20 protein-coding genes, 1 tRNA gene and 1 pseudogene are annotated in these 23744 nt (G+C 68.0%); 12 read left to right on the top strand and 10 right to left on the bottom strand.

Translation table 11 applies throughout. The features are described 5' to 3' along the window. Window position 1 precedes the first annotated feature (1 nt). Window positions 2-466: a response regulator gene (locus ASF20_RS12000; protein ID WP_056213964.1), complete on the top strand. Its 465-nt coding sequence runs from the start codon at window positions 2-4 to the stop codon at window positions 464-466. After that, on the top strand, window positions 454-2220 hold the full coding sequence (locus tag ASF20_RS11995; protein WP_244476419.1) for a response regulator: 1767 nt from the start codon (window positions 454-456) through the stop codon (window positions 2218-2220). Before ASF20_RS12000 ends, ASF20_RS11995 begins: the two co-directional genes overlap by 13 nt. A 280-nt stretch (window positions 2221-2500) precedes the next feature. On the opposite strand, the gene ASF20_RS11990 is transcribed toward ASF20_RS11995, so the two are convergent. From ASF20_RS11990 to glpD, 3 genes are all read right to left on the bottom strand, one after another. After that, the gene (locus ASF20_RS11990) at window positions 2501-2740 is read right to left on the bottom strand and encodes a hypothetical protein (RefSeq protein WP_156648054.1); all 240 of its coding nucleotides are present in this window, start codon (window positions 2738-2740) and stop codon (window positions 2501-2503) included. Between the two features lie 92 nt (window positions 2741-2832). Then, window positions 2833-4338, bottom strand: a complete 1506-nt coding sequence (gene glpK / locus ASF20_RS11985; RefSeq protein ID WP_056274515.1) for a glycerol kinase GlpK — start codon at window positions 4336-4338, stop codon at window positions 2833-2835. A gap of 84 nt (window positions 4339-4422) precedes the next feature. Beyond that, a complete protein-coding gene (glpD, locus tag ASF20_RS11980; protein WP_056274513.1) occupies window positions 4423-5955 on the bottom strand; it encodes a glycerol-3-phosphate dehydrogenase in 1533 nt (510 codons plus the stop codon). Between the two features lie 125 nt (window positions 5956-6080). Between glpD and ASF20_RS24070 the strand changes: the two genes are divergently transcribed. Together ASF20_RS24070 and ASF20_RS11975 are read left to right on the top strand one after the other, a co-directional pair. Further along, the gene (locus ASF20_RS24070; protein WP_156648053.1) at window positions 6081-6284 is read left to right on the top strand and encodes a hypothetical protein; all 204 of its coding nucleotides are present in this window, start codon (window positions 6081-6083) and stop codon (window positions 6282-6284) included. A 34-nt stretch (window positions 6285-6318) separates the two neighbouring features. Continuing rightward, a pseudogene (locus ASF20_RS11975) lies at window positions 6319-7022 on the top strand (transposase); the annotation flags it as partial. Window positions 7023-7594: 572 nt separating this feature from the next. Here ASF20_RS11975 and ASF20_RS11970 read toward each other — a convergent pair. Next, window positions 7595-7671: transfer RNA gene (locus ASF20_RS11970), tRNA-Arg, on the bottom strand. A gap of 249 nt (window positions 7672-7920) precedes the next feature. Here ASF20_RS11970 and ASF20_RS11965 point away from each other — a divergent pair. After that, window positions 7921-8337 (top strand): glyoxalase/bleomycin resistance/extradiol dioxygenase family protein, encoded by a 417-nt coding sequence (locus ASF20_RS11965; RefSeq protein WP_056274509.1) that lies wholly within the window; start codon window positions 7921-7923, stop codon window positions 8335-8337. Between the two features lie 131 nt (window positions 8338-8468). Here the strand turns inward: ASF20_RS11965 and ASF20_RS24065 are convergent, their stop codons facing one another. Further along, window positions 8469-8693, bottom strand: a complete 225-nt coding sequence (locus ASF20_RS24065) for a hypothetical protein (RefSeq protein ID WP_156648052.1) — start codon at window positions 8691-8693, stop codon at window positions 8469-8471. 664 nt (window positions 8694-9357) lie between these two features. On the opposite strand from ASF20_RS24065, the gene ASF20_RS11955 reads away from it, so the two are divergent. Continuing rightward, window positions 9358-10020: a L,D-transpeptidase gene (locus tag ASF20_RS11955; protein WP_056274503.1), complete on the top strand. Its 663-nt coding sequence runs from the start codon at window positions 9358-9360 to the stop codon at window positions 10018-10020. A 90-nt stretch (window positions 10021-10110) separates the two neighbouring features. Here the strand turns inward: ASF20_RS11955 and ASF20_RS11950 are convergent, their stop codons facing one another. The 3 genes from ASF20_RS11950 to ASF20_RS24060 all read right to left on the bottom strand — a co-directional run bounded on the left by ASF20_RS11950 (window position 10111) and on the right by ASF20_RS24060 (window position 11629). Next, window positions 10111-10431, bottom strand: coding sequence for a hypothetical protein (locus tag ASF20_RS11950; RefSeq protein ID WP_156389648.1), 321 nt, complete (start codon window positions 10429-10431; stop codon window positions 10111-10113). A gap of 212 nt (window positions 10432-10643) precedes the next feature. Continuing rightward, on the bottom strand, window positions 10644-11135 hold the full coding sequence (locus tag ASF20_RS11945; protein ID WP_056222335.1) for a phasin: 492 nt from the start codon (window positions 11133-11135) through the stop codon (window positions 10644-10646). Between the two features lie 218 nt (window positions 11136-11353). Beyond that, window positions 11354-11629, bottom strand: a complete 276-nt coding sequence (locus ASF20_RS24060; RefSeq protein ID WP_156648051.1) for a hypothetical protein — start codon at window positions 11627-11629, stop codon at window positions 11354-11356. Between ASF20_RS24060 and ASF20_RS11940 the strand changes: the two genes are divergently transcribed. The 6 genes from ASF20_RS11940 (at window position 11618) to ASF20_RS11915 (ending at window position 20603) form a co-directional block, all read left to right on the top strand. Continuing rightward, on the top strand, window positions 11618-13951 hold the full coding sequence (locus ASF20_RS11940) for an ATP-binding protein (protein WP_156648050.1): 2334 nt from the start codon (window positions 11618-11620) through the stop codon (window positions 13949-13951). The two genes, ASF20_RS24060 and ASF20_RS11940, sit on opposite strands and share 12 nt — an antisense overlap. A 76-nt stretch (window positions 13952-14027) precedes the next feature. Beyond that, window positions 14028-14285, top strand: a complete 258-nt coding sequence (locus tag ASF20_RS11935; protein WP_056274495.1) for a hypothetical protein — start codon at window positions 14028-14030, stop codon at window positions 14283-14285. A 147-nt stretch (window positions 14286-14432) separates the two neighbouring features. After that, window positions 14433-16382 (top strand): acetate--CoA ligase, encoded by a 1950-nt coding sequence (gene acs, locus ASF20_RS11930; RefSeq protein WP_056274492.1) that lies wholly within the window; start codon window positions 14433-14435, stop codon window positions 16380-16382. 129 nt (window positions 16383-16511) lie between these two features. Beyond that, window positions 16512-16820, top strand: coding sequence for a DUF485 domain-containing protein (locus ASF20_RS11925; protein WP_056222348.1), 309 nt, complete (start codon window positions 16512-16514; stop codon window positions 16818-16820). Then, window positions 16817-18511, top strand: coding sequence for a cation acetate symporter (locus tag ASF20_RS11920; protein ID WP_056222351.1), 1695 nt, complete (start codon window positions 16817-16819; stop codon window positions 18509-18511). Before ASF20_RS11925 ends, ASF20_RS11920 begins: the two co-directional genes overlap by 4 nt. 334 nt (window positions 18512-18845) lie before the next feature. Then, on the top strand, window positions 18846-20603 hold the full coding sequence (locus ASF20_RS11915) for an MFS transporter (protein WP_056274489.1): 1758 nt from the start codon (window positions 18846-18848) through the stop codon (window positions 20601-20603). Window positions 20604-20653: 50 nt separating this feature from the next. Here ASF20_RS11915 and ASF20_RS11910 read toward each other — a convergent pair whose 3' ends face one another. Both ASF20_RS11910 and purH read right to left on the bottom strand, forming a co-directional pair. Then, on the bottom strand, window positions 20654-22030 hold the full coding sequence (locus ASF20_RS11910) for a DUF2252 domain-containing protein (protein ID WP_056274486.1): 1377 nt from the start codon (window positions 22028-22030) through the stop codon (window positions 20654-20656). Between the two features lie 59 nt (window positions 22031-22089). Then, window positions 22090-23688, bottom strand: coding sequence for a bifunctional phosphoribosylaminoimidazolecarboxamide formyltransferase/IMP cyclohydrolase (gene purH / locus ASF20_RS11905; protein WP_056274483.1), 1599 nt, complete (start codon window positions 23686-23688; stop codon window positions 22090-22092). Window positions 23689-23744 lie beyond the last annotated feature (56 nt).

Below are 23744 nucleotides of genomic sequence, written 5' to 3'. Positions count from 1 at the left end.
CATGCCCGATCTGAAGCCGATCCTCCTCGTCGAGGACAATCCGAACGACATCGAACTCACCCTTGCCGCCCTGGAGAAGAGCCAACTCGCCAATGAGATCGTGATTTGTCGCGACGGTGCGGAGGCACTCGACTTCCTCTATCGCCGCGGCGACTTCGCGGGCCGGGATACGCGCGACCCGGCCGTCGTCCTCCTCGACCTCAAGCTGCCCAAGGTCGACGGCCTGGAGGTCCTCGCGCAGGTCAAGGGCGATGTCCGGACCCGCGCGATTCCGGTTGTGATGCTGACCTCCTCGCGGGAGGAGACCGACCTCGTGCGGTCCTACGACCTCGGCGTGAACGCTTTCGTGGTCAAGCCCGTTGGGTTCACGGAATTCTTCGAGGCGATCCAGGATCTCGGCGTGTTCTGGGCGGTCCTGAACGAGCCGCCCCCGCATCGGGGAGGAGGTTGGCCATCGAACACGTGACTCAGCCCGATCAGGCGACGCAGGATGATGTCGGTCCGGCACTCCTGAGAATCCTCCTTCTCGAAGACAGCGACCTCGATACGGAACTCCTCGGTGCGGTGCTCGACGATCTCGGGCGTCCGTATACGATCGACCGGGTGATGACCGCGCCGGACTTCACCGCTGCAGCTGCGTCCTGCGGGCATCACCTCATCCTCGCCGACTACGTTCTGCCGACCTTCGACGGCCTCAGCGCCCTGGCGATCGCTCGCACCCATTGTCCGGGTACGCCCTTCGTCTTCGTCTCGGGCACCCTCGGTGAGGATGTCGCGGTGGAAGCCCTGAAGCGGGGTGCCACCGATTACGTGACCAAGCAGCGCCTCGACCGCCTGCCCCGGACCATCCTGCGCGCCCTCGCCGAGGCGCGCGCCCATGCCGAGCGCGAGCGCGCAGTCCAGGATCTGCGGGACCTCAACGCGACCCTGGAGGCCCGTGTGAAAATGCGCACGAGCGACCTCGCCGCCGCCAATGCCGAGCTGCACCGCCAGATTGCCGAGCGCGAGCGGGTCGAGGAGGCTCTCCGCCAGGCGCAGCGCCTGGAAGCCGTCGGCCAACTCACCAGCGGCGTCGCCCATGATTTCAACAATCTGCTGACGGTGATCTCCGGCAACATCGAGTTCCTGGAGCGTGCCATCCCCGACGAGCGGTCGCAGCGCCGCCTTCAGATGATGCGTGGTGCCGCCGACCGCGGAGCACGCCTGACGGCGCAACTCCTCGCCTTCTCCCGTCGTCAGCGCCTGGAGCCGACGCCGGTGGAGCTGAACCAGACCGTCGCGTCCATGCGCGATCTCCTGCAGAGCTCGATCGGCGGTGCGGTGCGCATCGAGATGACGCTGCAATCCGATCTCTGGTCAGCCCTTGTCGATGCGACGCAGATCGAGCTCGTGATCCTGAACCTCGCGATCAACGCGCGCGACGCCATGGCCGTGGGAGGTTGCCTCACCATCGAGACCGCGAACGTCACCCTGACGCGGACCCCTGCCCGTGCGGAAGAGCCGGTGCCCGGCGAGTACGTGATGCTCGCGGTGAGCGACACCGGTACTGGGATTGCGCCCGAGGTCCTGGCCCGTGTGTTCGAGCCGTTCTTCACCACGAAGGCGGTCGATAAGGGGTCTGGCCTCGGCCTCGCACAAGTCTATGGCTTCGTGAAGCAGTCCGGCGGCGGAGTTCGCATCGACACCCGCGTGGGCGAAGGCACCTCGGTGCGGATCTACCTTCCGCGGGCGGAGGCCACCTCCCCGGCCCGCGAGGCATTCCGGCCTGTTATCGACTGCGCCGAGCAGCGTCGGGCGGGCGATCGGCCGGTGGTCCTCGTGGTGGACGACGATAGTGCGGTGCGCGAGATCACCACCTCGATCCTGTCCGAGAACGGCTATCGCATCCGCGAGGCGGGCTCTGGCCTTGCCGCTCTCTCCGCTCTCGAATCCGACGCCTGTGTCGACCTGATCGTTCTGGACTTCGCCATGCCGGGCATGAACGGGGCCGAGGCCGCGTGCCAGATCCGCCTTCGCTGGCCGCATCTTCCCGTGATGTTCGTCACCGGATACGCCGACACCGCGGCGCTGATGCAGGCGGGCGAGGTCGGAGCCGAGCGCATCGTCCAGAAGCCGTTCCAGCGCGGAGAACTGGCGCGCAAGGCCACCGCCATCCTCGCCGAGGCGTCCGTCGGCCCGGCCGGCTTGCGCCTCGTCGTCGGCCAGCGCCACACCGCCTGAGCTTGTTGCGGATTGGCCAAGCTCTCATTCGACGGCCGAGAAGGTTGATCGGAGATCGATCCACCGCATCCAGCCGTGACGATCGTTGCCGGCAAGCGTCGATCGGCCTTGTCCGACGGCCATGTCCGCAGGCCCTGCGTGCCCCGGCAAGTCGAGGGAGAAATCCGAACGGATGGCGCGCGGTACATCGGTGGCGACCGCTGCATCGGGCCGCCGACCCCGTGCTTCGAAGATGACAGGGTCCACCCCGCTCAGGGCCGTGACGACGCAGGCGGCCCCATTACGGACGTTCGTGAGAACCGGAGGCGATCGCCGCCGCGATCGTGACCGCGGGGTCGGTGTGCGCGTCGGGCTTGCCCGTCGCAGCGGCGACGAAGATCCCGGCCAGGACGGCGAAGGCCCAGCCAGGACGGCGAAGGCCCAGCCAGCGGTGGTCGCGATTCAGCCCGCGCCTTCCGCCTCCGAGCCGCGCAAGGAGGGCCCCGGCCACAACCCCTTTGCCGAGGATGATCAGCACCATCGTGCCGAGAAGCTCCCCCAGGAGTGGCGACGTCATGGCAAGTCCGCCGACGTCGTCTTGTGTTTCCGAGGTGGTCGATGTCGGGGTGAACGTCAGTCGTCCTGCCTGTCCCAGTCGAAGGCGCGCTTCACCGCCCGGCCCCAGGCCGCGGTGATGCGCTGGCGCTGCGTCGCGTCCATATTTGGCTCCCAGCGCCGGTCGATTCCCCAGTTGCGCACGAGGTCGTCCGTGCTCTTCCAGTATCCGGTCGCGAGGCCCGCAGCGTAGGCGGCTCCCAGCGCTGTGGTCTCCGTCACCTTCGGCCGCACGACCGGAACGTCGAGGATATCGGCCTGAAACTGCATGAGGGTCACGTTGGCGACCATGCCGCCGTCCGAGCGCAGCTCCCGCACCGGGATGCCGGAATCCTTCTCCATCGCCTCCAGGACCTCGTGGGTCTGGAACGCCGTAGCCTCCAAGCAGGCCCGGGCGATGTGGCCGCGATTGGCATAGCGGGTCAGGCCGATGATCAGGCCGCGGGCACCCTCGTTCCAGTGCGGCGCGTAGAGCCCAGAGAAGGCGGGCACGAAGTAGACACCGCCATTGTCTTCCACGGTGGTGGCCAGGCGCTCGACCTCGGCGCTGTCCTGGATCATGTGCAGGTTGTCGCGCAGCCACTGCACCAGCGCGCCCGTGATGGCGATGGAACCTTCCAGCGCGTAGACCGCGGGCGCGCCGTCGAGCTTGTAGCCCAGCGTCGTCACGAGGCCACAGGTCGAGGGCATTGGCGTCTCGCCGGTGTTCATCAAGGCGAAACAGCCGGTGCCGTAGGTGTTCTTCGCTTCGCCCGGCCGAAAGCAGGTCTGGCCGAACAGGGCGGCCTGCTGGTCTCCGAGGATCCCGGCGATCGGCACCCCGGCGAAGGGCAGGCGTGTCTCTCCGTAGACTTGGGACGACGAGACAATCCCCGGCAGCATCGCGCGGGGAATTCCGAACATGGCAAGCATGCCATCGTCCCAGGCCAGGGTCTCGAGGGACATGAGTTGGGTGCGGCTGGCATTGGTCACGTCGGTGACGTGGAGGCCGCCGTCCGGGCCGCCGGTGAGATTCCAGACGAGCCAGCTGTCGATATTTCCGAATAGGACGTCGCCAGCTTCCGCCTTCTCTCGCGCGCCGTCGACATGGTCGAGGAGCCAGCGCAGTTTCAAGCCCGAGAAGTAGCTCGCCAGGGGCAGGCCTGTGAGCGCCCGGAAGCGATCGCGGCCGCCGTGGCGAGCAAACTCGGTCACGAGGCGATCGTTGCGGGTATCCTGCCAGACCAGCGCATTGTGAAGCGGAGTACCCGTGCGCCGGTCCCAGATCAGCGTAGTCTCACGCTGGTTCGTGATGCCGATCGAGAGCAGGTCCTTCGGCGTCAGTCCGGCCCCGTCGAGGGCATCCTGCATGACGGCCTGCGTATTGCGCCAGATCTCTATCGGATCGTGCTCGACGTGGCCGGGCCGCGGATAGATCTGCGCATGTTCCCGCTGCCTGCAGGCGGTGATGTGCCCTTCGCGATCGAAGACGATGAAGCGGCTGCTGGTGGTGCCCTGGTCGATGGCGCCGACATACTGAGACATGGTCGTCTTCCTCCCTTGGGAGCGGCGTCGAAGATGTCCGGGCCGGTCTTCGCGCCGGCTTTGGCGTTTCGGAAGGCGTTGGCGTCAGGCGGCTTCGGCCTTCCGCGCGATATAGGCGGCGAGGCGCGCGGCACTTTTCGGACTCGTGCGCAGGCCGAGCTTCGAGCGGCGCCAAAGGATGTCCTCGGCGGTCCGCACCCATTCGGCGCGAACGAGATAGTCGACCTCGACAGCCGTCAGGCCGCCGTCGAAGGCGTCGCCGAGATCCGCGAGACTGCGGGCGCCCTTCACGATGGTCCGCGCTTCGGTCCCATAGGCTCGGGCGAGGCGCCGCGCGGTCTCGGACGGGAGGAAAGGAGCCTCTCGGCGGAACTGCTCCAGAAATGTTTCGAAATTCGCCTCCGGCATCGCGCCGCCGGGCAGGACTGCAGTACCGGTCCAGGCTTTCTTGAGCTCCGGGAAATGTGGCGCGATCTTCTCCATCGCGTGCTCGGCGAGGCGACGGTAGGTCGTGATCTTGCCGCCGAAGACCGAGAGCGCTGGAGCCCGCCCACCGCCATCCTCGAGGTCGAGCACGTAGTCTCGGGTGACCGCCGAGGCATCGGCTGCCGCGTCATCGTAGAGCGGGCGCACCCCGGAGTAGCTCCAGACCACATCCTTCGGGTCGATCGACCGGGCGAAGGAGCGATTGATGCTCTCGCAGAGATAGCGCGTCTCCTCCGCCGAGATCGTCGCCGGGCCGGGCTCGTTCTCGTAAGGTACGTCGGTGGTACCGATCAGGGTGAAGTCGTGCTCGTACGGAATCGCGAAGATGATGCGCTTGTCGGGCTGCTGCAGGATATAGGCCTGGTCTCCCTCGTAGAGCTTCGGCACGACGATGTGGCTGCCCTTAATCAGGCGGACTGCCGCGCGGCTGTTGATCCCGAGAGTGGTGCCCAGCGTCTCGCTCACCCAAGGTCCGGCCGCATTGATGACGGCCTTCGCGCGAACGGTCTCGGACTGCCCGGTGCCGACGTCGTGGAGGGTTGCGGTCCAGGACCCATCGATGCGGCGGGCCGATTCGACGGCGGTCCGTGTTCGGATTTCGGCGCCCCGCGACCTGGCATCCATCGCGTTGAGGACGACGAGCCGACTGTCCTCCACCCAGCAATCCGAATAGACGAAGCCCTTCGAGAGCCGACCCTGTAGAGGCGCGCCCATCGGCGATGCTCGCAAGCGAACCATCTCCGAGCGCGGGAGCGTGCGCAGGCGCGCGAGATGATCGTAGAGGAAGAGGCCGATCCGCAGCATCCAGGCCGGGCGGAGTCCATCGTCGTGCGGGAGCACGAAGCGGAGCGGCCAGATGATGTGCGGTGCCAGACGCAGCAGGCGTTCCCGCTCGGCGAGCGCCTCGCGCACCAGGCGGAACTCGTAATATTCCAGGTAGCGCAGGCCGCCATGGATCAGCTTCGTGCTCGATGACGAGGTGAATTCGGCGAGGTCCCCACGCTCGCAGAGCAGGACCGAGAGGCCTCGTCCGGCCGCGTCGCGAGCGATCCCCGTGCCGTTGATGCCTCCGCCGATGACGAGCAGATCGTAGGGGGCTCCCTCGGCCCGACGGATCCGTCCTGACGTCATGAGTCTCCTCCAGGTCTCGTCGTATGCCGACGCCAGGAAGATTTCCCCTTGTCGAGGAATAGTCGCAAGCGAAAATCAGGGCTTCGCGAGACGCCTCCCGATCCGTTCAATGCGAGCTTCACCCCGTGCCGTTCCATCAGGGCGACGATTTCTGGCGGCGGCGGCCGGTCCGTGAAGAGCGCGTCGATCTGCGCAAGGCGTCCCACCTCGACCATCGGCCGGCGCGTGAACTTGGTGTGATCGGCCACCAGGAAGGTCCGTCGGGCGTGCAGGAGGATGGTCTTAGCAGGGTGTTGAAGAAGTCCGTGGCGTGCCAGGGGTTGGCATGATTCACTGCTCCCTGGCAGTCAGCGGGGGAGGCAGATGCGGGGCTCGGATCGGCATTCGGGAGCGTTGTTCTCGTATGTGGCCCTTGGGGCTCGGGTCCGGTCCGATCATCCTCTGCGAGCCATCCGACACTGACGGACGAGGCGCTGGCGGCCCTGAGCGGGTCGTTCTCGGCGCTTTATGCGGCCCGGATGGGTCATCCGTCGATCCCGCCCGAGATGCTGCTACGGGCCATGCTCCTGCAGATGTTCTACTCGATCCGCTCGGAGCGGCAACTGATGGGGCGGCTGGCGTTCGACTTGTTGTTCCGCTGGTTCGTCAGGCTGGGCATCGACGATCAGGCCTGGGACCATTCGAGCTTCACCCGGAACCGGGACCGGCTGCTGGCCGGTGGGATCGCGGCCCAGTTCCTGGCCGCCGTGCTGGCCCAGCCCCGGGTCAGGCGGCTTCTGTCCAGCGATCTCTTCAGCGTCGACGGGACGCTGATCGAGGCCTGGGCGTCGATTCATATGCTTCAATCCAAGGATAAGGGCGGCAACGATCAAGGGAAAGATCCGCCGCCGTCCGCCGGCGGGCGCAACGTCGAGGTCGACTTCAGGGGTCAGACGCGCTCGAACGAGACCCGCGCGAGCACCACGGACCGAGAAGCCCGCCTCTACCGTAAAAGTTCGGGAATGGAAGCCAAGCTCTGCTTCATCGGTCACACCCTGATGGAGAACCGCTGGGGCCTGATCGTAGATAACCTCGCCGCATGTCCAGCTGGTTCGGTCCTGGCTGATCCTTCAAATCAGCCCGGTCCAAAGCCAGCCGGTCAGGTCATGATGTCGCCGGAGCGTTTGAGATTCATCAGGTTTTCGGCATCCTTGATGCCAGCCGGTGCGTTGGCCACGCGGACCTTGACCATCTTGACGCATGCCTCGAGGGCGGTCTGGCCAAACTCGTCGTTGTCAAACCAGAGGATGATCTCCTCGAACCGGTCGAGGCAAAGGTAGTCGGCCTTGAGCTTCCCGGCGGCCCCCTTGGAACCCCCGTCGACCGACTCCACCGCGAATTGCCCCAAGCGAAGCAGTGCGTGTGGCTATCGGCAGTCGTTGCCCTCGGGGAAGCTGGTGTCGCGTGGGGCATGGGGTCTCCATGTCCGGCGAGCCCTCGGCTCCGCTCCGGCTTTTGGTGGGACTGCGTGGGACTTGGCGTAGGAGAACTTGACGGGAGACCCGGAGAATGGCCGGCGATAGGTCGCAAATGTTCTCGCCGGGAGGCGCCAGATGAAGGCGCCCCCGCGAGTTGCCATCTTAGTTTTCTGAGAAGAACCTGGCGACCCCGGTTGGGCTCGAACCAACGACCTGCCGCTTAGAAGGCGGCTGCTCTATCCAGCTGAGCTACGGAGTCGGGGGTGCCGTCGCCCGTAAAAGGCATGGGTCCCGCCCGGGGTCAAGCCTTTCGGCCGCGGGGGGCGAGGCCCCGGCTTCCGGCGCACGGGAAGGGTCGACGTGTACCGCGCCGGGTCGGTCCTTTCGAGGCTTCGCGTGGGCGGCCGCTTGAAATAGTCCGGCCGGTCCTGTGGGATGCCGATCCATCGTCGAGGGCGGCCCCGCCGGGAGCGGACGCGCGTCGGCGGCCGGCGCGGAGAGCATCCCGATGAGCAGCGCGAATCGACCCGAAGGACCGGCCCCTGTGAAGGGGGGCCTCGTGGCCTACCTGACCGTGGCGGGCGCGATGAAGGCGGTGGAGTTCTACGTCGGGGCCTTTGGGGCGGAGATCGCTGCCGCGTTGCCCGTCGACGACCAGGGACGGACGATGCACGTGCATCTCCACGTCAACGGGGCGTCGCTGATGCTGAGCGACGCGTTTCCCGAGTACGGGCACGCGCTCCAGCCGCCGCAGGCCTTCTCCCTGATGCTGATGGTCGACGACATCGATGCGCGCTACGCCCATGCCGTCGCGGCCGGCGCGACCGCCGTGACGCCGCCGGCCGACATGTTCTGGGGGGATCGCTACGGCCAGCTGCGCGACCCCTTCGGGGTGCTCTGGGCGATGAACCAGCCGAAGCGCTGACCCTCTCTCGCCCGCCGTCCTCTGTCGCTGCTGGACCGAGCGGGACGCGATCGGGCGCTGGTTTGCCCGCAAGGCGTTTGTGGCGGCGGCGGCGGAGACCGACCTGGGGCCGGGCGGCGCGACTTGATTCGTCATGCGGGGCCCGGACGGCGCGAGATTCCCAGCGCCGGCTTCAACCTCGAACCGATGAAGAACCCCCGGATCGTCTCCACGAACGCCTCTGTCCCGGCCCGGGACCCCTCGGCCAAACCGCTCTCCACCGGCCTCGTCACCTTCGCGCCGGAGGGCGAGGCCACCTGCCACATCACGCGGCTGCGGCACTGGTCGGCGGAGGACTGCGCGGCCCAGGTGGCCATGGGCTTCCCAAACGAATGGGGCCGCGCTCGCCGCAAACCTCTGACGCGGCCTTCGCCCAGGCCGCCCGGAGGACCAACGCGGGGGAATGCGGTCATCTCCGAGAAGAGCGTCAAGGTCAGCGCGCCAATCTGCACGAACCTCCGGTACACGTGCAATGCAGAAGAGGCGATCCGCCACGACGTCTCGCGGGTGCCGGACTCCCACCCCGATCACCTCCCGCGGGCCCGCGGCCCCTGGCCCGGCGACGTCATCCTGATCCGCTTCACCCTCGGCGGGCAGAGCTTCCAGGCCCTGAACGGCGACGTGGCGGCCGATGACGGCACGGCCTCCGCGATCAGGGGTGCCTGCGTGGATCGGGCGGCGTCGACCGGCTCCGGAGGGGGCGCCGGGCGGAGGGCAGTTCCCATATCCCGTAGGGCTGGCTGCGCGACCGCTGGGGTGTGCCCTGGCCGATCGTTCCGGCGATCCCGCCTTGGCCGGTCGGGTCTTCACCGCCATGCAGTCCCTGGTGAAGCGCGACGTCGCCGCCGTCCAGCACGCGGCAGAAGGAACGGATTAAAACCGGGGGCGCCGCAAAAATGACGGAATCCTCGCGGGCCGTGGAACCACTCCCCATGCTTACGCTTGTATAGCAAAGGTTACGGCATAGGTAAGGGACCCAACATGAAGACCTTGGCGACTGCCCTCGCAGGCCTACTCGGTGTCTGCGTTCTCTCCACGAGCCCTGTTGTGGCGGCTCCCTATGATCCGTTCGGCACGAATGCCGGCGAGGATTACTACGCGTCCGATCCGGCCTACGGCTACGGCCGCGCGACCGACGATCCGTACGGCTACCCGGCCACCGCCGGCCAGGGCTACCAGGCGGCACCCCAGGCGCAGGTCGCCCCGATCCCGCGCGAGATCGTGGCCTTCGACGGCAACTACAAGCCGGGCACGATCGTGGTCTCCACGGCCGAGCGGCGCCTCTACTTCGTGATGCCGAATGGCGAAGCGATCCGCTACGGCGTCGGCGTCGGCCGTCCGGGCTTCACCTGGTCGGGCGTCAAGACGGTGACGGCGAAGAAGGAATGGCCGTCGTGGACGCCCCCGGCCGCGATGATCGCCCGTCGCCCCGACCTGCCGCGTTACATGGCAGGTGGCGTCGAGAACCCCCTGGGCGCCCGCGCCATGTATATCGGCAACACCGAATACCGCATTCACGGCTCCAACGAGCCGGATACCATCGGTCAGGCCGTGTCGTCGGGATGCATCCGGATGACCAACGAGGACGTCACCGACCTCTACGAGCGTGTGAAGGTCGGAGCCAAGGTCGTCGTTCTGAACTGATTTTTCGCGACAGGGACGATCACGCGAAGGCCGCGCCATCCGGAAGGATGACGCGGCCTTCGGCGTTCCGGGCGTCGGATCGTCGACCGCTCAGGGGACCACGCGCCCGACCGCGGTCTGCGGTGGGCTGAAGGGCGCGATCGGCATGTCGCAGAAGCAGCGCGCACCGAGGGGGCGCGGACCCGGCAGCGGGCAGGAATAGGGCTGGTAGCCGGTCAGGCCCGACTGCACCGCATCGCAGTTCAGGCCGACCTCGCGACGGGGCGGCAGGCGGCGCTCGTCATAGGCGCGGCGCGGCGGCGGCCTGTCGTAGCCATCGTCATCATATTGCGCGCTGGCGCCCTGTGCCGCGAAAAGCCCGGCGAGGACCGTGAGGATCAGGCTGCCTCGGGAGATACGTCGCATGGTCATACGCCCTCGTTGACAGCGCCGGCCCGGAACACTCGGGCAAGCGCGGCGACAGGGTTAGGAGACCCGCCCGGGGCGGGCAAGTCGGGTTCGCGACGGTTCGCATCGCAGCCGGTGCCGCTCTGCACGCCCGGGCTCGAACGCGAACAGCCCGCTTGGCCGAAGGGCGAAGCGGGCTGCAAGGCGGAAGCCGTGAGGGCTTCGCGGAGCGACACTTAGGAGTTGGTGGCGTTCCGCATGGCCTGCTCGGCATCGCTGCCGGCCTTGCGAGCGGCTTCGGAACCCTGCTCCATCGCCTTGCGGGCGTGCTCGGCGCCCTCCTGCATGGCACCCTTGGCCTTCTCGGCGCTCTGCTGCATCGCCGACTGGGCGAGGCCGCCGAATTCCTTGGCCTGAGCCTGGATGGCGGCGAACTGGCTGCGAACGAACTCGGCCTGATGCTGCATCGCTTCCTGCAGGTCGCGGGAGCGGACGAGCTTCTGGGCGAGGTCGAACGCCGCCGTCACGTTCTGCTCGGCGAATTCGAAGCCGCGGGCGGACACGTCCTGGGCGTTGGTGCGCGCCATCTCGGCGGAGCCCTGCACGGTGTCGGCGGTGCGGCGGGCGGCGCTGATGAAGGTGTCGAACGCCTTGCGGGCCTGATCGACGCTCTTCTCGGCGAAATCGCGCATCTCGGCGGGAACCTCGTAATTCGGGGTGCTGTTCATTATCCTCTCCTCAATCTCGTTGTTGATGGCGCGTTGTGCACTGCACAATAGCACAGCGCCGGCCCTATGCCACCCTGCTCGGGCGCATTAAGGTTGACAACAGGTAAACGTGCGGCGGCCCCTCTCGTGGCTTATGGAGAGGCGGTGACGCGGTAAAAAGGACGTCACGTTCCAAGATTCGTCACGCGAAACAGGTGCGGATGTTCGAGAGTGGAGCCTCAGGGCCTGGCGGGAACGACGACGGGGCGATTCAGGCGGCTCTGCGTCGATGCGCGGATGATTCGCGCCTCGGCCCCAGCCTGAGCGATTCGAAGACGGCGGTTCTGCTCCTTGATGCGGACGGGACGCGCATCCTGCACGCGTCGCCGCGGGCCGCGAATCTCCGGGACGGCATCAGCGGAGCGGACGGCCGCGTCGACGCGGGGCTCAGGCTCGGCGAGCAGATCGCGCAGGCTCGCCTGCGAAAGGACCAGCCGGTGCTCATGCGCCTGCATCTCGATGCGCGGCGCCTGGCACCGCCGGTCCTGGTCAGCGTGATGCGCATTGCCCTCGCCGAGTCGCGCGACGCGGTCGTGCTCCTCGCGAACTCGCCGCTCCCGATGCGTCTGCAGGGTCTCCGCAAGCGCCGCGCACCCGGTGTAGCGGCCGTCGACACGGCTGCGATCGCCGAGCCGGACGCGGCGGAGCACGCGGGCGCGCCGGTCGTAAGCGAACCCGTCGTGGAGACGGGGGAGCCGATCGTCGCCCGGCAGCGCTTCACCTGGGAAAGCGACGCGGCGGGGACGATCCTCCAGGTTTCGTCGGCGGCCGGACCGGGCTTGCGCCGGCGCCTCGAGGGGCGGAGCTGGCAGGCGCTGGCGGATGCGGACATCCTGCGCGATGCCGGCGGCCTTCTCGCCGCCCTCGATCTTGGGCGGACCTTCCGGGCGATCCCGCTGACGTTGATCGCGGCGGATGGCGCCCTCTGCGATCTCGAAATGTCCGGCGCTCCGAAGAGCCGGGCCGGATCGGGATGTCGCGGCTTCGGGCAGATCCGGTCGATCACGGGTCCCGTCGCGGCGCCGCCGGCACCGACGGTCGCGGCGGCGCCCGCCCAGGCGACGACCGCGGCCGCGCTCGTGCCCGACCCGCCCGCGGCCTCCCATACCGAGGCCGATGTGGCGGTCGAGCCGGCGGTCGATTCCGGCGATCCGCATCTCTCGAGCCACGAGCACGCGGCGTTCCGCGAGATCGCACGGGCCCTCGGTGCCCGGTTCGCGGGCGACGAGCGTTCGGACAGGGAGGCCGAGCCCAGCCTTCCCTGCGCGGTGATGCCGTTTCCGGTTCCGTTCGCGCGGTCGGCCGACGACCTGTCGCCCGATGCCGCCATGGTGGCGACCCTGGAGCGCATCCCCTCCGGCGTCTTGGTCTATCGCGACGACACCGTGCTGTTTGCCAACCAGACCCTCCTCCGCCTCGTCGGGTACGCGACGCGGGAGGATCTCACGGCGGCCGGTGGGATCGGGCACCTGTTCGGTGGCCTCGATCCCCAGGCCCGACCGGCGGGTGAGGCACCCCTGGTGCTGACGACCCGGGACGGCGGACGGGTCAGCGTCCTGATCGAGCATTCCGCCCTCGATTGGGCCGGCCGACCGGCCCACCTCCTGCTCGCCCGCGATGCCGAGCCGAGCGAGGAAGCCCGCGCCGCGACGGCGACCGCGATCGCCCAGGATTTCGCCGCCCGCCATAGCGTGGATGCCCGCGCGGTCCTCGATGCGCTGGAGGACGGCATCGTGCTGCTCGACCACCAGGCCCGCATCCTCTCCTTGAACCGTCGGACCGCCGAGACCTTCGGGCTCGATCCGCGCGAGGTGGTGGGCGCGAGCTTCCTTGGCCTGTTCGCCTCGGAGCATGCCGTCGATCTGCTGGCACGCCTGCATGCCGAGCCGGGCTCAATGGTGCGGGACGAGGTGCCGGTGGCGGTGCGCGGCACGGGACGGCGCCTTCGGGTGAAGGTGCTGCCGCTCTCGGGGGACGCGGAGGAACGTGTCTGCGCCGTGATCCGCGACGAGGCCGCGGCCGCCGACCGGAGCGGGGCCGACCTGCGGAGTTCGATCGCGGCACGGGAGGCGATCCCCCAGCAGGCCGAGCTCCTGGCTCAGGTCGCTCAGACCCTTCAGGCGCCGGTCAAGCAGATGCTCGATTCGCTCGGGGGCCTCGTCGACGAGACCGTCGGTCCCGTGGGGTCGGAGCGTTACCGCGTATCCCTCCGGGAGGTGCACGCCTCGGGCGCGCGCCTGCTGGATCTCCTCACGGATCTACTGGACCTGGCGCGGATCGAGGCCGGGAAGATCGACCGCGTCGTCGCGGACATCGCGCTGAACGACGTGGTGACGCACTGCGTCACGCTCCTCCACCCGGAGGCCGTCCGCCGGCGCATCGTCCTGCGCACCAGCTTCTCCACCGACCTGCCGGTTCTCTCGGCCGACGAGCGTTTCGTGCGCCAGGCGACCATGAACGTCATCGCGAACGCCATCGCGCTGACCGAGGCCGGCGGACAGGTCATCGTGTCGACGTCGCTCGCGGATCGCGGGGAGATCGCCCTGCGCATCCGCGATACCGGGGTCGGGATGACGGCGGCCGAGATGGAGGGCGCCCTGCATCCCTTCCGGTCGGGCTCCCGGGTCGAACCATCCCGCGGTACCGGACTCGGGCTGCCGCTGACCAAGGCGTTGACCGAGGCCAATCACGGTCGCTTCCGCATCTCCAGCCGGAAGGACGAGGGAACCCTGGTGGAGATGCTCTTCCCCGTGCCGGGAGCGACGAAATGGGCCTGACACCGGGCCGGGGTCGCTGCAACCGGCCCACGCAGCGCGCGTTGTTTTCACAGCGGAGGGGAGCCCCTCCCCTGCCATGGAGACGATGATGCGTGCGTTGACGTTGATCGCCGGTCTGGCGATCGGTCTGCCGGGGGTGGCCCTGGCCCAACAGAGCGGCACCGAGTCGAATCTGGGATCGGCCGGCCAGTTCCGGAGTATCACTTCGACCGGCGTGACCAAGCCCCCAGGCCGGGCGGCCGCCCCCGAAGAGGATCGCGTGTCGGACACCACCCGCAAGCAGCGCGCCATCGACAAGAAGGTCGAGACCGGCATTTGCATTGGGTGCAACTGACGAGTGTTCAGACAAAAGACCGGTCCTGTCCCGCACCGCGCCATATGGGTGCTTGCGGGGAATATCTCGTTGAGCCTATGACGGTATTTGGAAGACCCGGCTGCGTGAACAGTCGCGATACGATCGGGCACCGATAGGGACAACGCGATGGACGAGAAGGTGGTCGAAGTGCGTTCGACGTGGAGCGAGGGCGCCCACGTCGACAACGCGAAGTACCTGGCCATGTACGAGGCCTCTGTCACCGATCCAGAGCGGTTCTGGAGCGAGCATGGCAAGCGCATCGACTGGATGACACCCTTCACGAAAGTGAAGAACACGAGTTTCGAGCCCGGTCACATCTCGATCAAGTGGTTCGAGGACGGGCGGACGAACGTCGCTTACAATTGCATCGACCGCCACCTCGCGTCGCGGGGCGATCAGGTCGCGATCATCTGGGAAGGCGACGACCCGAGCGAGTCCAAGCACATCACCTATCGCCAGCTTCATTCTGAAGTCGGCAAGATGGCCAACGTCCTGCGCAATCGTGGCGTGTCCAAGGGCGACCGGGTCACGATTTACCTGCCGATGATCCCCGAGGCCGCCTACGCGATGCTCGCCTGCGCCCGCCTCGGCGCCATCCACTCCATCGTGTTCGGCGGCTTCTCGCCGGATTCGCTGGCCGGGCGCATCGAGGGCTGCGCCTCCAAGATGGTCATCACGGCGGACGAGGGCCTGCGCGGCGGCCGCAAGGTGCCGCTCAAGGCCAATGTGGATGCCGCCATCGCGCGCCTGCCCCAGGACAGCGTCGACCACGTGGTCGTGGTGCGCCGCACCGGGTCGTCGATCGCCATGGAGCCCGGCCGCGACGTCTATTACGACGAGGCCGCCGCCCAGGTCACCGACGAATGCCCGGCCGAGCCGGTGGAGGCCGAGCACCCGCTCTTCATCCTCTACACGTCGGGGTCGACCGGTCAGCCGAAGGGCGTCGTCCACACCACCGGCGGCTACCTCGTCTACGCCTCGATGACGCACCAGTACGTCTTCGATTACCGCGAGGGCGAGGTCTATTGGTGCACGGCCGATGTCGGCTGGGTCACGGGCCACTCCTACATCGTCTACGGGCCCCTCGCGAACGGCGCGACGACCCTGATGTTCGAAGGAATCCCGACCTATCCGTCGAACTCCCGCTTCTGGGAGGTGGTCGACAAGCACAAGGTCAACATCTTCTACACTGCCCCGACGGCGATCCGCTCGCTCATGGGCGGTGGCGAAGGCCCGGTGAAGAAGACCTCCCGCGCGTCCCTGCGCGTCCTCGGCTCGGTCGGCGAACCGATCAATCCGGAGGCCTGGGACTGGTACTACAAGGTCGTGGGCGATTCCCGCTGCCCCATCGTCGACACCTGGTGGCAGACCGAGACCGGCGGCATCCTGATCACGCCCCTGCCGGGCGCGACCAAGCTGAAGCCGGGCTCGGCGACGCGGCCGTTCTTCGGTGTCCAGCCCATCGTGGTCGATGCCGAGGGTAAGACGCTGGACGGGCCGTGCGAGGGCAACCTCTGCATCAAGGATTCCTGGCCCGGCCAGATGCGTACGGTCTACGGCGACCACGAGCGCTTCGAGCAGACTTACTTCTCGACCTATCCGGGCAACTACTTCACCGGCGACGGCTGCCGCCGCGACGCGGACGGCTATTACTGGATTACCGGCCGCGTCGACGACGTCATCAACGTCTCGGGCCACCGGATGGGCACGGCGGAGGTGGAATCCTCCCTCGTCGCGCACCCGAAGGTCTCAGAGGCCGCGGTCGTCGGGTATCCCCACAATGTCAAGGGCCAGGGCATCTACGCCTACGTCACCCTGATGGAGGGCGAGGAGGGCTCGGAGGAACTGCGCAAGGAACTCGTGACCTGGGTCCGCAAGGAGATCGGTCCGATCGCCTCGCCGGATCTGATCCAGTTCGCGCCGGGCCTGCCGAAAACCCGCTCGGGCAAGATCATGCGCCGCATCCTGCGCAAGATCGCCGAGGACGAGTTCTCCTCGTTGGGTGACACCTCGACGCTCGCCGAGCCGGCGGTGGTCGACGACCTCATCGAGAATCGTCAGAACCGGACGCACTGAGCGCCCCGTTCCCTTCGATCGCGCGGATACGGCAACCCCGTGTCCGCGCAATTTGCTGCGCCGACAATTCACACGCCTTCAATCCGGAAGCCGCCCTGACAAGAGGCGGATCCCTGGGAGAAAACCGTCATGGCCGATCTGGAGACTGCGCGGATCGCGCAGAGCCCGCACTTCAAGGAACTGGTCCACGAGCGGACACGCTTCGGCTGGACCCTCACCATCATCATGCTGCTGATCTATTTCGGCTTCATCGGCTTGATCGCCTTCGACAAGGCGCTGCTCGCCGTGAAGATCGGCGGCGGCACCGCCTCCCTCGGCCTCGTCCTCGGCGTCGCCGTGATCGTGCTCGCCTTCATCCTCACCGGCATCTACGTCCAGCGCGCCAACGGCCGCTTCGACCAGCTGACCGCCGCCCTCAAGCGGGATCTCGGCCGATGATCCGCGCGAAGCACCCCCTCGTCCTCGGCACCGCTCTGGCGGCCCTGGCCGTGACGGCGGCCTACGCCGCGGGCCCCGATCTCGGCGCGGTCAAGCAGTCGGCGACGAACTGGCCGGCCATCGGCATGTTCGCGTTCTTCGTGCTGTTCACCCTCGGCATCACCTACAAGGCCGCCAAAGGCACCAAGTCGGCGGCCGATTTCTATGCCGCCGGCGGCGGCATCTCGGCCGGCACCAACTCCCTGGCCATCGCGGGCGACTACATGTCCGCCGCCTCGTTCCTGGGCATCTCGGGCCTGGTCTACACCTCGGGCTTCGACGGCCTGATCTACTCCACCGGCTTCCTCGTCGGCTGGCCGATCGTGCTGTTCCTGATCGCGGAGCGCCTGCGCAACCTCGGCAAGTTCACCTTCGCGGACGTCGCCTCCTTCCGCCTCGACCAGACCTCGATCCGCATCATCTCGGCCACCGGCACGCTGGTGGTGGTGGCGTTCTACCTGATCGCCCAGATGGTCGGCGCGGGGAAGCTGATCCAGCTCCTGTTCGGCCTGCCCTACCTCTACGCGGTCATCATCGTCGGCGTGCTGATGATCGTCTACGTGGCCTTCGGCGGCATGAAGGCGACCACCTGGGTGCAGGTGATCAAGGCCTGCCTGCTGCTGGGCGGGGCGACCTTCATGGCCGGCGCCGTGCTGTACAAGTACGGCTTCAACCCCGAGACCCTGTTCGCCGCTGCCGTCGCCACCCACCCCAAGGGTGACGCGATCATGGCGCCGGGCGGCCTCGTCAACAATCCGATCGAGGCGATCTCGCTGGGTGTCGGCCTGATGTTCGGCACGGCCGGCCTGCCGCACATCCTGATGCGCTTCTTCACGGTGTCGGACGCCCAGGCGGCCCGCAAGTCGGTGTTCTATGCCACCGGCCTGATCGGCTACTTCTACATCCTCACCTTCATCATCGGTTTCGGCGGTATCGCCCTGCTGATGTCCGACCCGGCCTACTTCTCCCTCGACGCGGCCGGCGCCTTCGACAAGCTCAAGGGCATGATCGGCGGCACCAACATGGTGGCGGTGAACCTCGCCAACGCGGTGGGCGGCCCGTACTTCCTGGGCTTCATCTCGGCCGTGGCCTTCGCGACCATCCTGGCGGTGGTGGCGGGCCTGACGCTCGCCGGCGCCTCGGCGGTCAGCCACGACCTTTACGCTCAGGTGATCGCCCGCGGGCGCACCAACGAGGCGGCGGAGGTCCGGCTCTCCAAGATCGCCGCCGTCGTCATCGGCATCGTGGCGATCTATCTCGGCTACGTCTTCGAGAACCAGAACGTCGCCTTCATGGTCGGCCTCGCCTTCTCGGTGGCGGCCAGCTGCAACTTCCCGGTCCTGACCATGTCGATCCTGTGGAAGGGCACCACCACCTGGGGTGCCCTTATCGGCGGCCTCGTCGGCCTCGTCGCGGCGGTCGGGATGGTGGTGCTGTCGAAGGCAGTCTGGGTGACGACCTTCGGCAATCCCGTGGCGATCTTCCCCTACGACAACCCGGCCCTGTTCTCGATGCCGCTGGCCTTCCTGACGATCTTCCTCGTCTCGAAGCTCGACAACACCCGGCGGGCGAAAGCCGAGCGCGCACTGTTCGACGCGCAGTTCGTTCGCTCCGAGACGGGAATCGGTGCCGACGGCGCCCACGCGCACTAGGCGCTGCTGACGCAAACAAAGGCCACTCGAGGGGGGCGCGACGCGAGTCGCGCCCCTCTTCGTTTCCGGGCCCGACTTTAATCCCGGCCAAAGACAAAAAAACTTCGCGGACGGCTAAAAAAATATCTGGATTCGATCTCTCGCGGTCGTCGGGGGACTTGGGCGAAAACGTGGCATGGCCTAGCATTGAGCCGCGGGTCCTCAGACTTAGGCTCAGGCGAGCCGCGGGCTGAACAGTCCGGGCAGCTTTTGCCGCAGTGCTGCGGTCGCCGCAGGGTCCAACACGTCACGGGCGGACTACGCCTGGGCAAAACAAGACTTGGAGAAACGTCCCATGGTTGCGTCCAGCGCAATTCCCGTCAGCGATTCGGCCACACGGCCGATGAGCGCCGGCGAGAAGAAAGTCATCCTCGCCTCCTCCCTCGGTACCGTCTTCGAGTGGTACGATTTCTACCTTTATGGATCGCTCGCGACGATCATCGGAGCGCAGTTCTTCTCGGCCTACCCGGAAGCGACGCGGAACATCTTTGCGCTGCTGGCCTTCGCGGCGGGCTTCCTGGTCCGGCCCTTCGGCGCCCTGGTGTTCGGCCGGCTCGGCGATATGGTCGGGCGCAAGCACACCTTCCTCATCACCATCCTCATCATGGGCATCTCGACCTTCTGCGTCGGCCTGCTGCCCTCCTACGACACCCTGAACGGCTACGGCATCGGCTGGGTCGCCCCGGTGACGCTGCTGGCGCTGCGCATGCTGCAGGGCCTGGCTCTGGGCGGCGAGTACGGTGGCGCCGCCGTCTACGTGGCCGAGCACGCGCCCCGCGGCCGCCGCGGCTTCTACACCGCCTTCATCCAGACGACGGCGACGCTGGGCCTGCTGCTCTCGCTGGTCATCATCCTGTCGACGCAGGGCTACGTGAACGGCGCCTACGCGCCCACCGTCACCACGGCCGCCGACGGCACCCAGACCACCATCACGGCCTTCCAGGCCTGGGGCTGGCGCATCCCGTTCCTCGTCTCCTGCGTGCTGCTCGGCATTTCCGTCTGGATTCGCCTGCAGATGAACGAGAGCCCGGCCTTCAAGAAGATGAAGGAAGAGGGCACCCACTCGAAGGCGCCGCTCTCGGAGGCCTTCGGCCAGTGGCGCAACGCCAAGTGGGCGCTGCTCGCGCTCCTCGGCCTCACCGCCGGTCAGGCCGTGGTCTGGTACGCCGGTCAGTTCTACGCCCTGTTCTTCCTCCAGAGCATTCTCAAGGTCGACCAGTTCACCGCCAACGTGCTGATCGCCTGGTCGCTGCTTCTCGCCACCGGCGGCTTCCTGTTCTTCGGCGCGCTCTCCGACAAGATCGGGCGCAAGCCGGTGATCCTCGGCGGCTGCCTGATCGCGGCGCTGACCTACTTCCCGCTGTTCGAGCAGCTCACCGCCAACGCCAACCCGGCGCTTTACCAGGCGCAGTCCACGGTGCCGGTGGTGGTCAAGACCAACCCGGACGAGTGCTCGTTCCAGTTCAATCCGGTGGGTACGGCCAAGTTCACCAAGGAGTGCGACGTCGCCAAGGCGCTGCTCGCCCGTTCGGCCGTGAACTACACCACCGAGCCGGTCGCCGCGGGCGCGCCGACCATCGTGACCATCGCGGGCAAGGACTTCCCCGTCGCCGACCCGGCCTTCGCCAAGTCGGTTCCCGCCGCCCTGACCGCCGCCGGCTACCCGGCGCCCGCCGGCAACGCCACCATCGTGAAGGTCGCCAACCCGATCGACATCTTCACGGGCCAGAAGCTCATCGTCATCGGCATCCTGACGATCCTCGTCCTCTACGTGACGATGGTCTACGGCCCGATCGCGGCGGCCCTGGTGGAGCTGTTCCCGACCCGCATCCGCTACACCTCGATGTCGCTGCCCTATCACATCGGCAACGGCTGGTTCGGCGGCCTGCTGCCGGCCACCTCCTTCGCCATCGTCGCCCAGACCGGCAACATCTATAACGGCCTGTGGTACCCGATCGCGATCGCGGCGATGACCTTCGTCATCGGCCTCCTCTTCATCCCGGAGACCAAGGACCGCGACATCTTCACCTACGACGAGAACCCGGTCCGCTGAGGCCGGCTCTCCCCCGAGGGGCCCCGCCGCGAGGCGGGGCCCTTTTCGTTTCAGGTGGCTTGAGGCTCAGGCGTCGTCAGGAAGTCGGTGACCAGCAGGGCGTGGTCGGCGATGCTCTGGCGGGCATACGCCATGGCGAAGTCGGCGACCGCCTCGTCGAAGGCGGACCCCTTGCCGAGATAGCCGGCGATCATCGCGGCATCGCCCGAGCGGGCATGGGCGCGGGCGAGGGTCGTGCCGCAGAGCCGGGCGTAGGGCTTGGCGCCGCTCTCGGCGAGGATCTCCGCCACCGCCGACAGCTTCCGGTTCTTCAGCTGGCGCACGTAGTAGCAGCGGCCGCTCGCGTCGGAGACCGTCGTGCCGAGGAAGAGGTCGCTCGCCGCCTGCATGATCCGCTGGCCGTCGATGACCCGCTGGCCCTCCGAGGCGACGCTGAACGGCGTGAGCGCGAGCTGGCCGATCACGGACGGGCGGGCTTCCTTGATCTGCAGGAACAGCGGGGCGCCGTCCGCGTCGCTGTAGATCCCGACGGCGCAGACCAGCCCCACCGAGCCGATGCCGACGACCTTGAAGGCGACGTCGCGCTGCGCGTAGCGCGAGAGGAGGGTCCAGCGGTCGGCGGTGAGGCTGTGCGGGTAGGCGAGCAGGGCCGCCGCCGCGTCGCGCACCGCCTCGGTGAGGCCGCGGGGCCCCTCGTGGAAGATGATCGGCGCCTTGTCGGCGATGCGCCACTCCACCGGGTCGGTCTCGTGCGGGGCCACCGCGAGGGTGGGCACGTCGCCACGGCTGAGGCCATCGGCATTCTCGGTCCCGGCCTCGGACAGGAGGCGCCGGCAGAGGTCGCCGTCGCCGAGGCGCCCGACCTCGTGGTCGAGGTCGATCCGGCTGTGCCAGATCGCCAGGGGCGAGAGGGCCGCGAGCTCGCGCATGTGTTCGCGATAGGCCCGGACGCCGGCCCGCGCCGCCCGTCGCGCCTTGTCCGCGCCGTGCGGCAGGGCGGCCAGGGCGATGCTGGCGGCGAGGCGCTTCACGTCGACGGTGAAGTCGACGTTCCACAGGGTCTCGTCGAAATCGTTGATGTCGAACAGCGTCTGCCCCTCGGGGCTGCGGTAGACGCCGAAATTGCCGATGTGGCAGTCGCCGCAGGCCTGAACCGGGATGCCCGGCACCGGTACGCCCTCGAGGTCCGCCGCCATCACGGCGGCGGCCCCGCGCAGGAAGGCGAACGGGTCGGCCCGCATTCGCTCGCGGCGCAGGGGCACGAGCTCGGCGAGCCGGCCGGTTTCCCCGGCCTCGAGGACTGCGAGGGGATCGCGCTGCGGTGCGGGCCGCCAGTCGGCGTGCGACTCCCGCGAGACCTGCTCGCGCAGGCGCTTGCCCGCCGCCCGGCGCTCGTCGCGGCGGCTGGATTGGTGCGTATGAGTCATGGGATCGGGCCTCGTGGACTCGAAGAAGCGTAGCCGTTCCCAGCCGCCCGGGCGAGGCGTCAGTGCCGGAAATGGCGGTGGCCGGTGAACACCATGGCGAGACCCGCCGCGTCGGCGGCCTTGATCACGTCGGCGTCGCGCATCGAGCCGCCCGGCTGGATCACCGCCGTGGCGCCGGCTTCCGCCGCCGCGATCAGCCCATCGGCGAAGGGGAAGAAGGCGTCGGATGCGACCACCGAGCCCTTGGCCAGGCTCTCGGTCGTGCCGAGGCGCTTGGCGCCCTCGGCGGCCTTCCAGGCGGCGATGCGCGCGGAATCCACCCGCGACATCTGTCCGGCCCCGATGCCGACCGTCGCGCCGTCGCGCGCATACACGATGGCGTTTGACTTGACGTGCTTCGCGACCCGGTAGGCGAAGCGCAGGTCGGCGTATTCGCGCTCCGACGGCGCGCGCTGCGTGACGACTGTCAGCGGCATGTCGTCGACCACCGCGGCGTCGCGGGCCTGGACCAGGAGGCCGCCCGCGAGGGTCTTCACGGTCTCGCCGGCCCCGCGCGGGTCGGGCAGGCCGTCGGCCAGGAGGAGGCGCAGGTTCTTCTTGCCCGCGACGATCGCGATCGCCTCCGCGGTGGCGTCCGGTGCGATGATCACTTCGGTGAAGATCTCGACGATCCGGCGCGCCGCCTCGGCATCCAGGGGGCGGTTCAGGGCGACGATGCCGCCGAAGGCGGATGTCGGATCACAGCTGAGGGCACGCTCGTAGGCTTCGACGAGGCTCGCGCCCTCGGCCACGCCGCAGGGATTGGCATGCTTGATGATCGCCACCGCCGCCGAGCGCGCCGGGTCGAACTCGGCCACGCATTCGTAGGCCGCGTCGGTGTCGTTGAGGTTGTTGTAGGACAGGTCCTTCCCCTGGAGCTGGCGCGCCGTGGCGACGCCCGGGCGCGGCAGGCCGGGAGACCGGTAGAAGGCCGCGCTCTGATGGGGATTCTCACCGTAGCGCAGGGGCTGGGCGAGGCTGCCACCGAAAGCCCGATAGGTGGGCGTCGCCGCGTTCTCGATCTGGCCGGCGAGCCAGTTGGCGATGGCCGCATCGTAGGTCGCCGTGCGGGCGTAGGCCTTCTGGGCGAGGCGGCGGCGGGTCTGCGCGTGCAGGCTGCCGGCATTCGCCTCCAGCTCGGCGAGGAGATCGGCGTAGTCCGCGACGTCCACCACGACCGCGACGTCGGCGTGGTTCTTCGAGGCTGCGCGGATCATTGCCGGGCCGCCGATGTCGATGTTCTCGACGCAGTCGTCGTAGGCGGCGCCCTTCGCCACGGTCGCCTCGAACGGGTAGAGGTTGACCACCAGGAGATCGATGGCGCGGATCCCGTGCGCCGCCAGGGCGGCCTGATGCTCGGGGTTGTCGCGCACCGCCAGCAGGCCCCCGTGGACGCCGGGATGCAGGGTCTTCACCCGCCCGTCCATCATCTCGGGAAAGCCGGTCAGGTCGGCGACCTCGGTGACCGGGAGTCCGGCCTCGCGCAGAGCCTTGTGCGTCCCGCCCGTGGACACGAGCGCGATGCCGAGGCGGTCGAGGGCGGTGGCGAACGCGACGAGGCCGTCCTTGTCCGAGACGGAGAGGAGTGCGCGGGTGACCCGCACCTGGTCATGCGACATGGCGTTGCGTCCGGAGGCAAGCGACGAGAAACTGAGCGGCGCCTACCATGAAATTG

Origin of the sequence: Methylobacterium sp. Leaf88 (assembly GCF_001422795.1) — a bacterium.
In the GTDB taxonomy this organism is placed as follows: Bacteria; Pseudomonadota; Alphaproteobacteria; order Rhizobiales; family Beijerinckiaceae; genus Methylobacterium.
This window is presented reverse-complemented; position numbering and strand designations above follow the sequence as displayed.

Excerpts from the sequence above, each read along its gene's own strand:
- ASF20_RS12000 (WP_056213964.1), top strand. The coding sequence starts at position 2 with ATGCCCGATCTGAAGCCGATCCTCCTCGTCGAGGACAATCCGAACGAC.
- ASF20_RS11990 (WP_156648054.1), bottom strand. The coding sequence starts at position 2,740 with ATGGTGCTGATCATCCTCGGCAAAGGGGTTGTGGCCGGGGCCCTCCTT.
- glpK (WP_056274515.1), bottom strand. The coding sequence starts at position 4,338 with ATGTCTCAGTATGTCGGCGCCATCGACCAGGGCACCACCAGCAGCCGC.
- glpD (WP_056274513.1), bottom strand. The coding sequence starts at position 5,955 with ATGACGTCAGGACGGATCCGTCGGGCCGAGGGAGCCCCCTACGATCTG.
- ASF20_RS11965 (WP_056274509.1), top strand. The coding sequence starts at position 7,921 with ATGAGCAGCGCGAATCGACCCGAAGGACCGGCCCCTGTGAAGGGGGGC.
- ASF20_RS24065 (WP_156648052.1), bottom strand. The coding sequence starts at position 8,693 with ATGGCCACCTGGGCCGCGCAGTCCTCCGCCGACCAGTGCCGCAGCCGC.
- ASF20_RS11955 (WP_056274503.1), top strand. The coding sequence starts at position 9,358 with ATGAAGACCTTGGCGACTGCCCTCGCAGGCCTACTCGGTGTCTGCGTT.
- ASF20_RS11950 (WP_156389648.1), bottom strand. The coding sequence starts at position 10,431 with ATGACCATGCGACGTATCTCCCGAGGCAGCCTGATCCTCACGGTCCTC.
- ASF20_RS11945 (WP_056222335.1), bottom strand. The coding sequence starts at position 11,135 with ATGAACAGCACCCCGAATTACGAGGTTCCCGCCGAGATGCGCGATTTC.
- ASF20_RS11940 (WP_156648050.1), top strand. The coding sequence starts at position 11,618 with ATGCGCCTGCATCTCGATGCGCGGCGCCTGGCACCGCCGGTCCTGGTC.
- ASF20_RS24060 (WP_156648051.1), bottom strand. The coding sequence starts at position 11,629 with ATGCAGGCGCATGAGCACCGGCTGGTCCTTTCGCAGGCGAGCCTGCGC.
- ASF20_RS11935 (WP_056274495.1), top strand. The coding sequence starts at position 14,028 with ATGGAGACGATGATGCGTGCGTTGACGTTGATCGCCGGTCTGGCGATC.
- acs (WP_056274492.1), top strand. The coding sequence starts at position 14,433 with ATGGACGAGAAGGTGGTCGAAGTGCGTTCGACGTGGAGCGAGGGCGCC.
- ASF20_RS11925 (WP_056222348.1), top strand. The coding sequence starts at position 16,512 with ATGGCCGATCTGGAGACTGCGCGGATCGCGCAGAGCCCGCACTTCAAG.
- ASF20_RS11920 (WP_056222351.1), top strand. The coding sequence starts at position 16,817 with ATGATCCGCGCGAAGCACCCCCTCGTCCTCGGCACCGCTCTGGCGGCC.
- ASF20_RS11915 (WP_056274489.1), top strand. The coding sequence starts at position 18,846 with ATGGTTGCGTCCAGCGCAATTCCCGTCAGCGATTCGGCCACACGGCCG.
- ASF20_RS11910 (WP_056274486.1), bottom strand. The coding sequence starts at position 22,030 with ATGACTCATACGCACCAATCCAGCCGCCGCGACGAGCGCCGGGCGGCG.
- purH (WP_056274483.1), bottom strand. The coding sequence starts at position 23,688 with ATGTCGCATGACCAGGTGCGGGTCACCCGCGCACTCCTCTCCGTCTCG.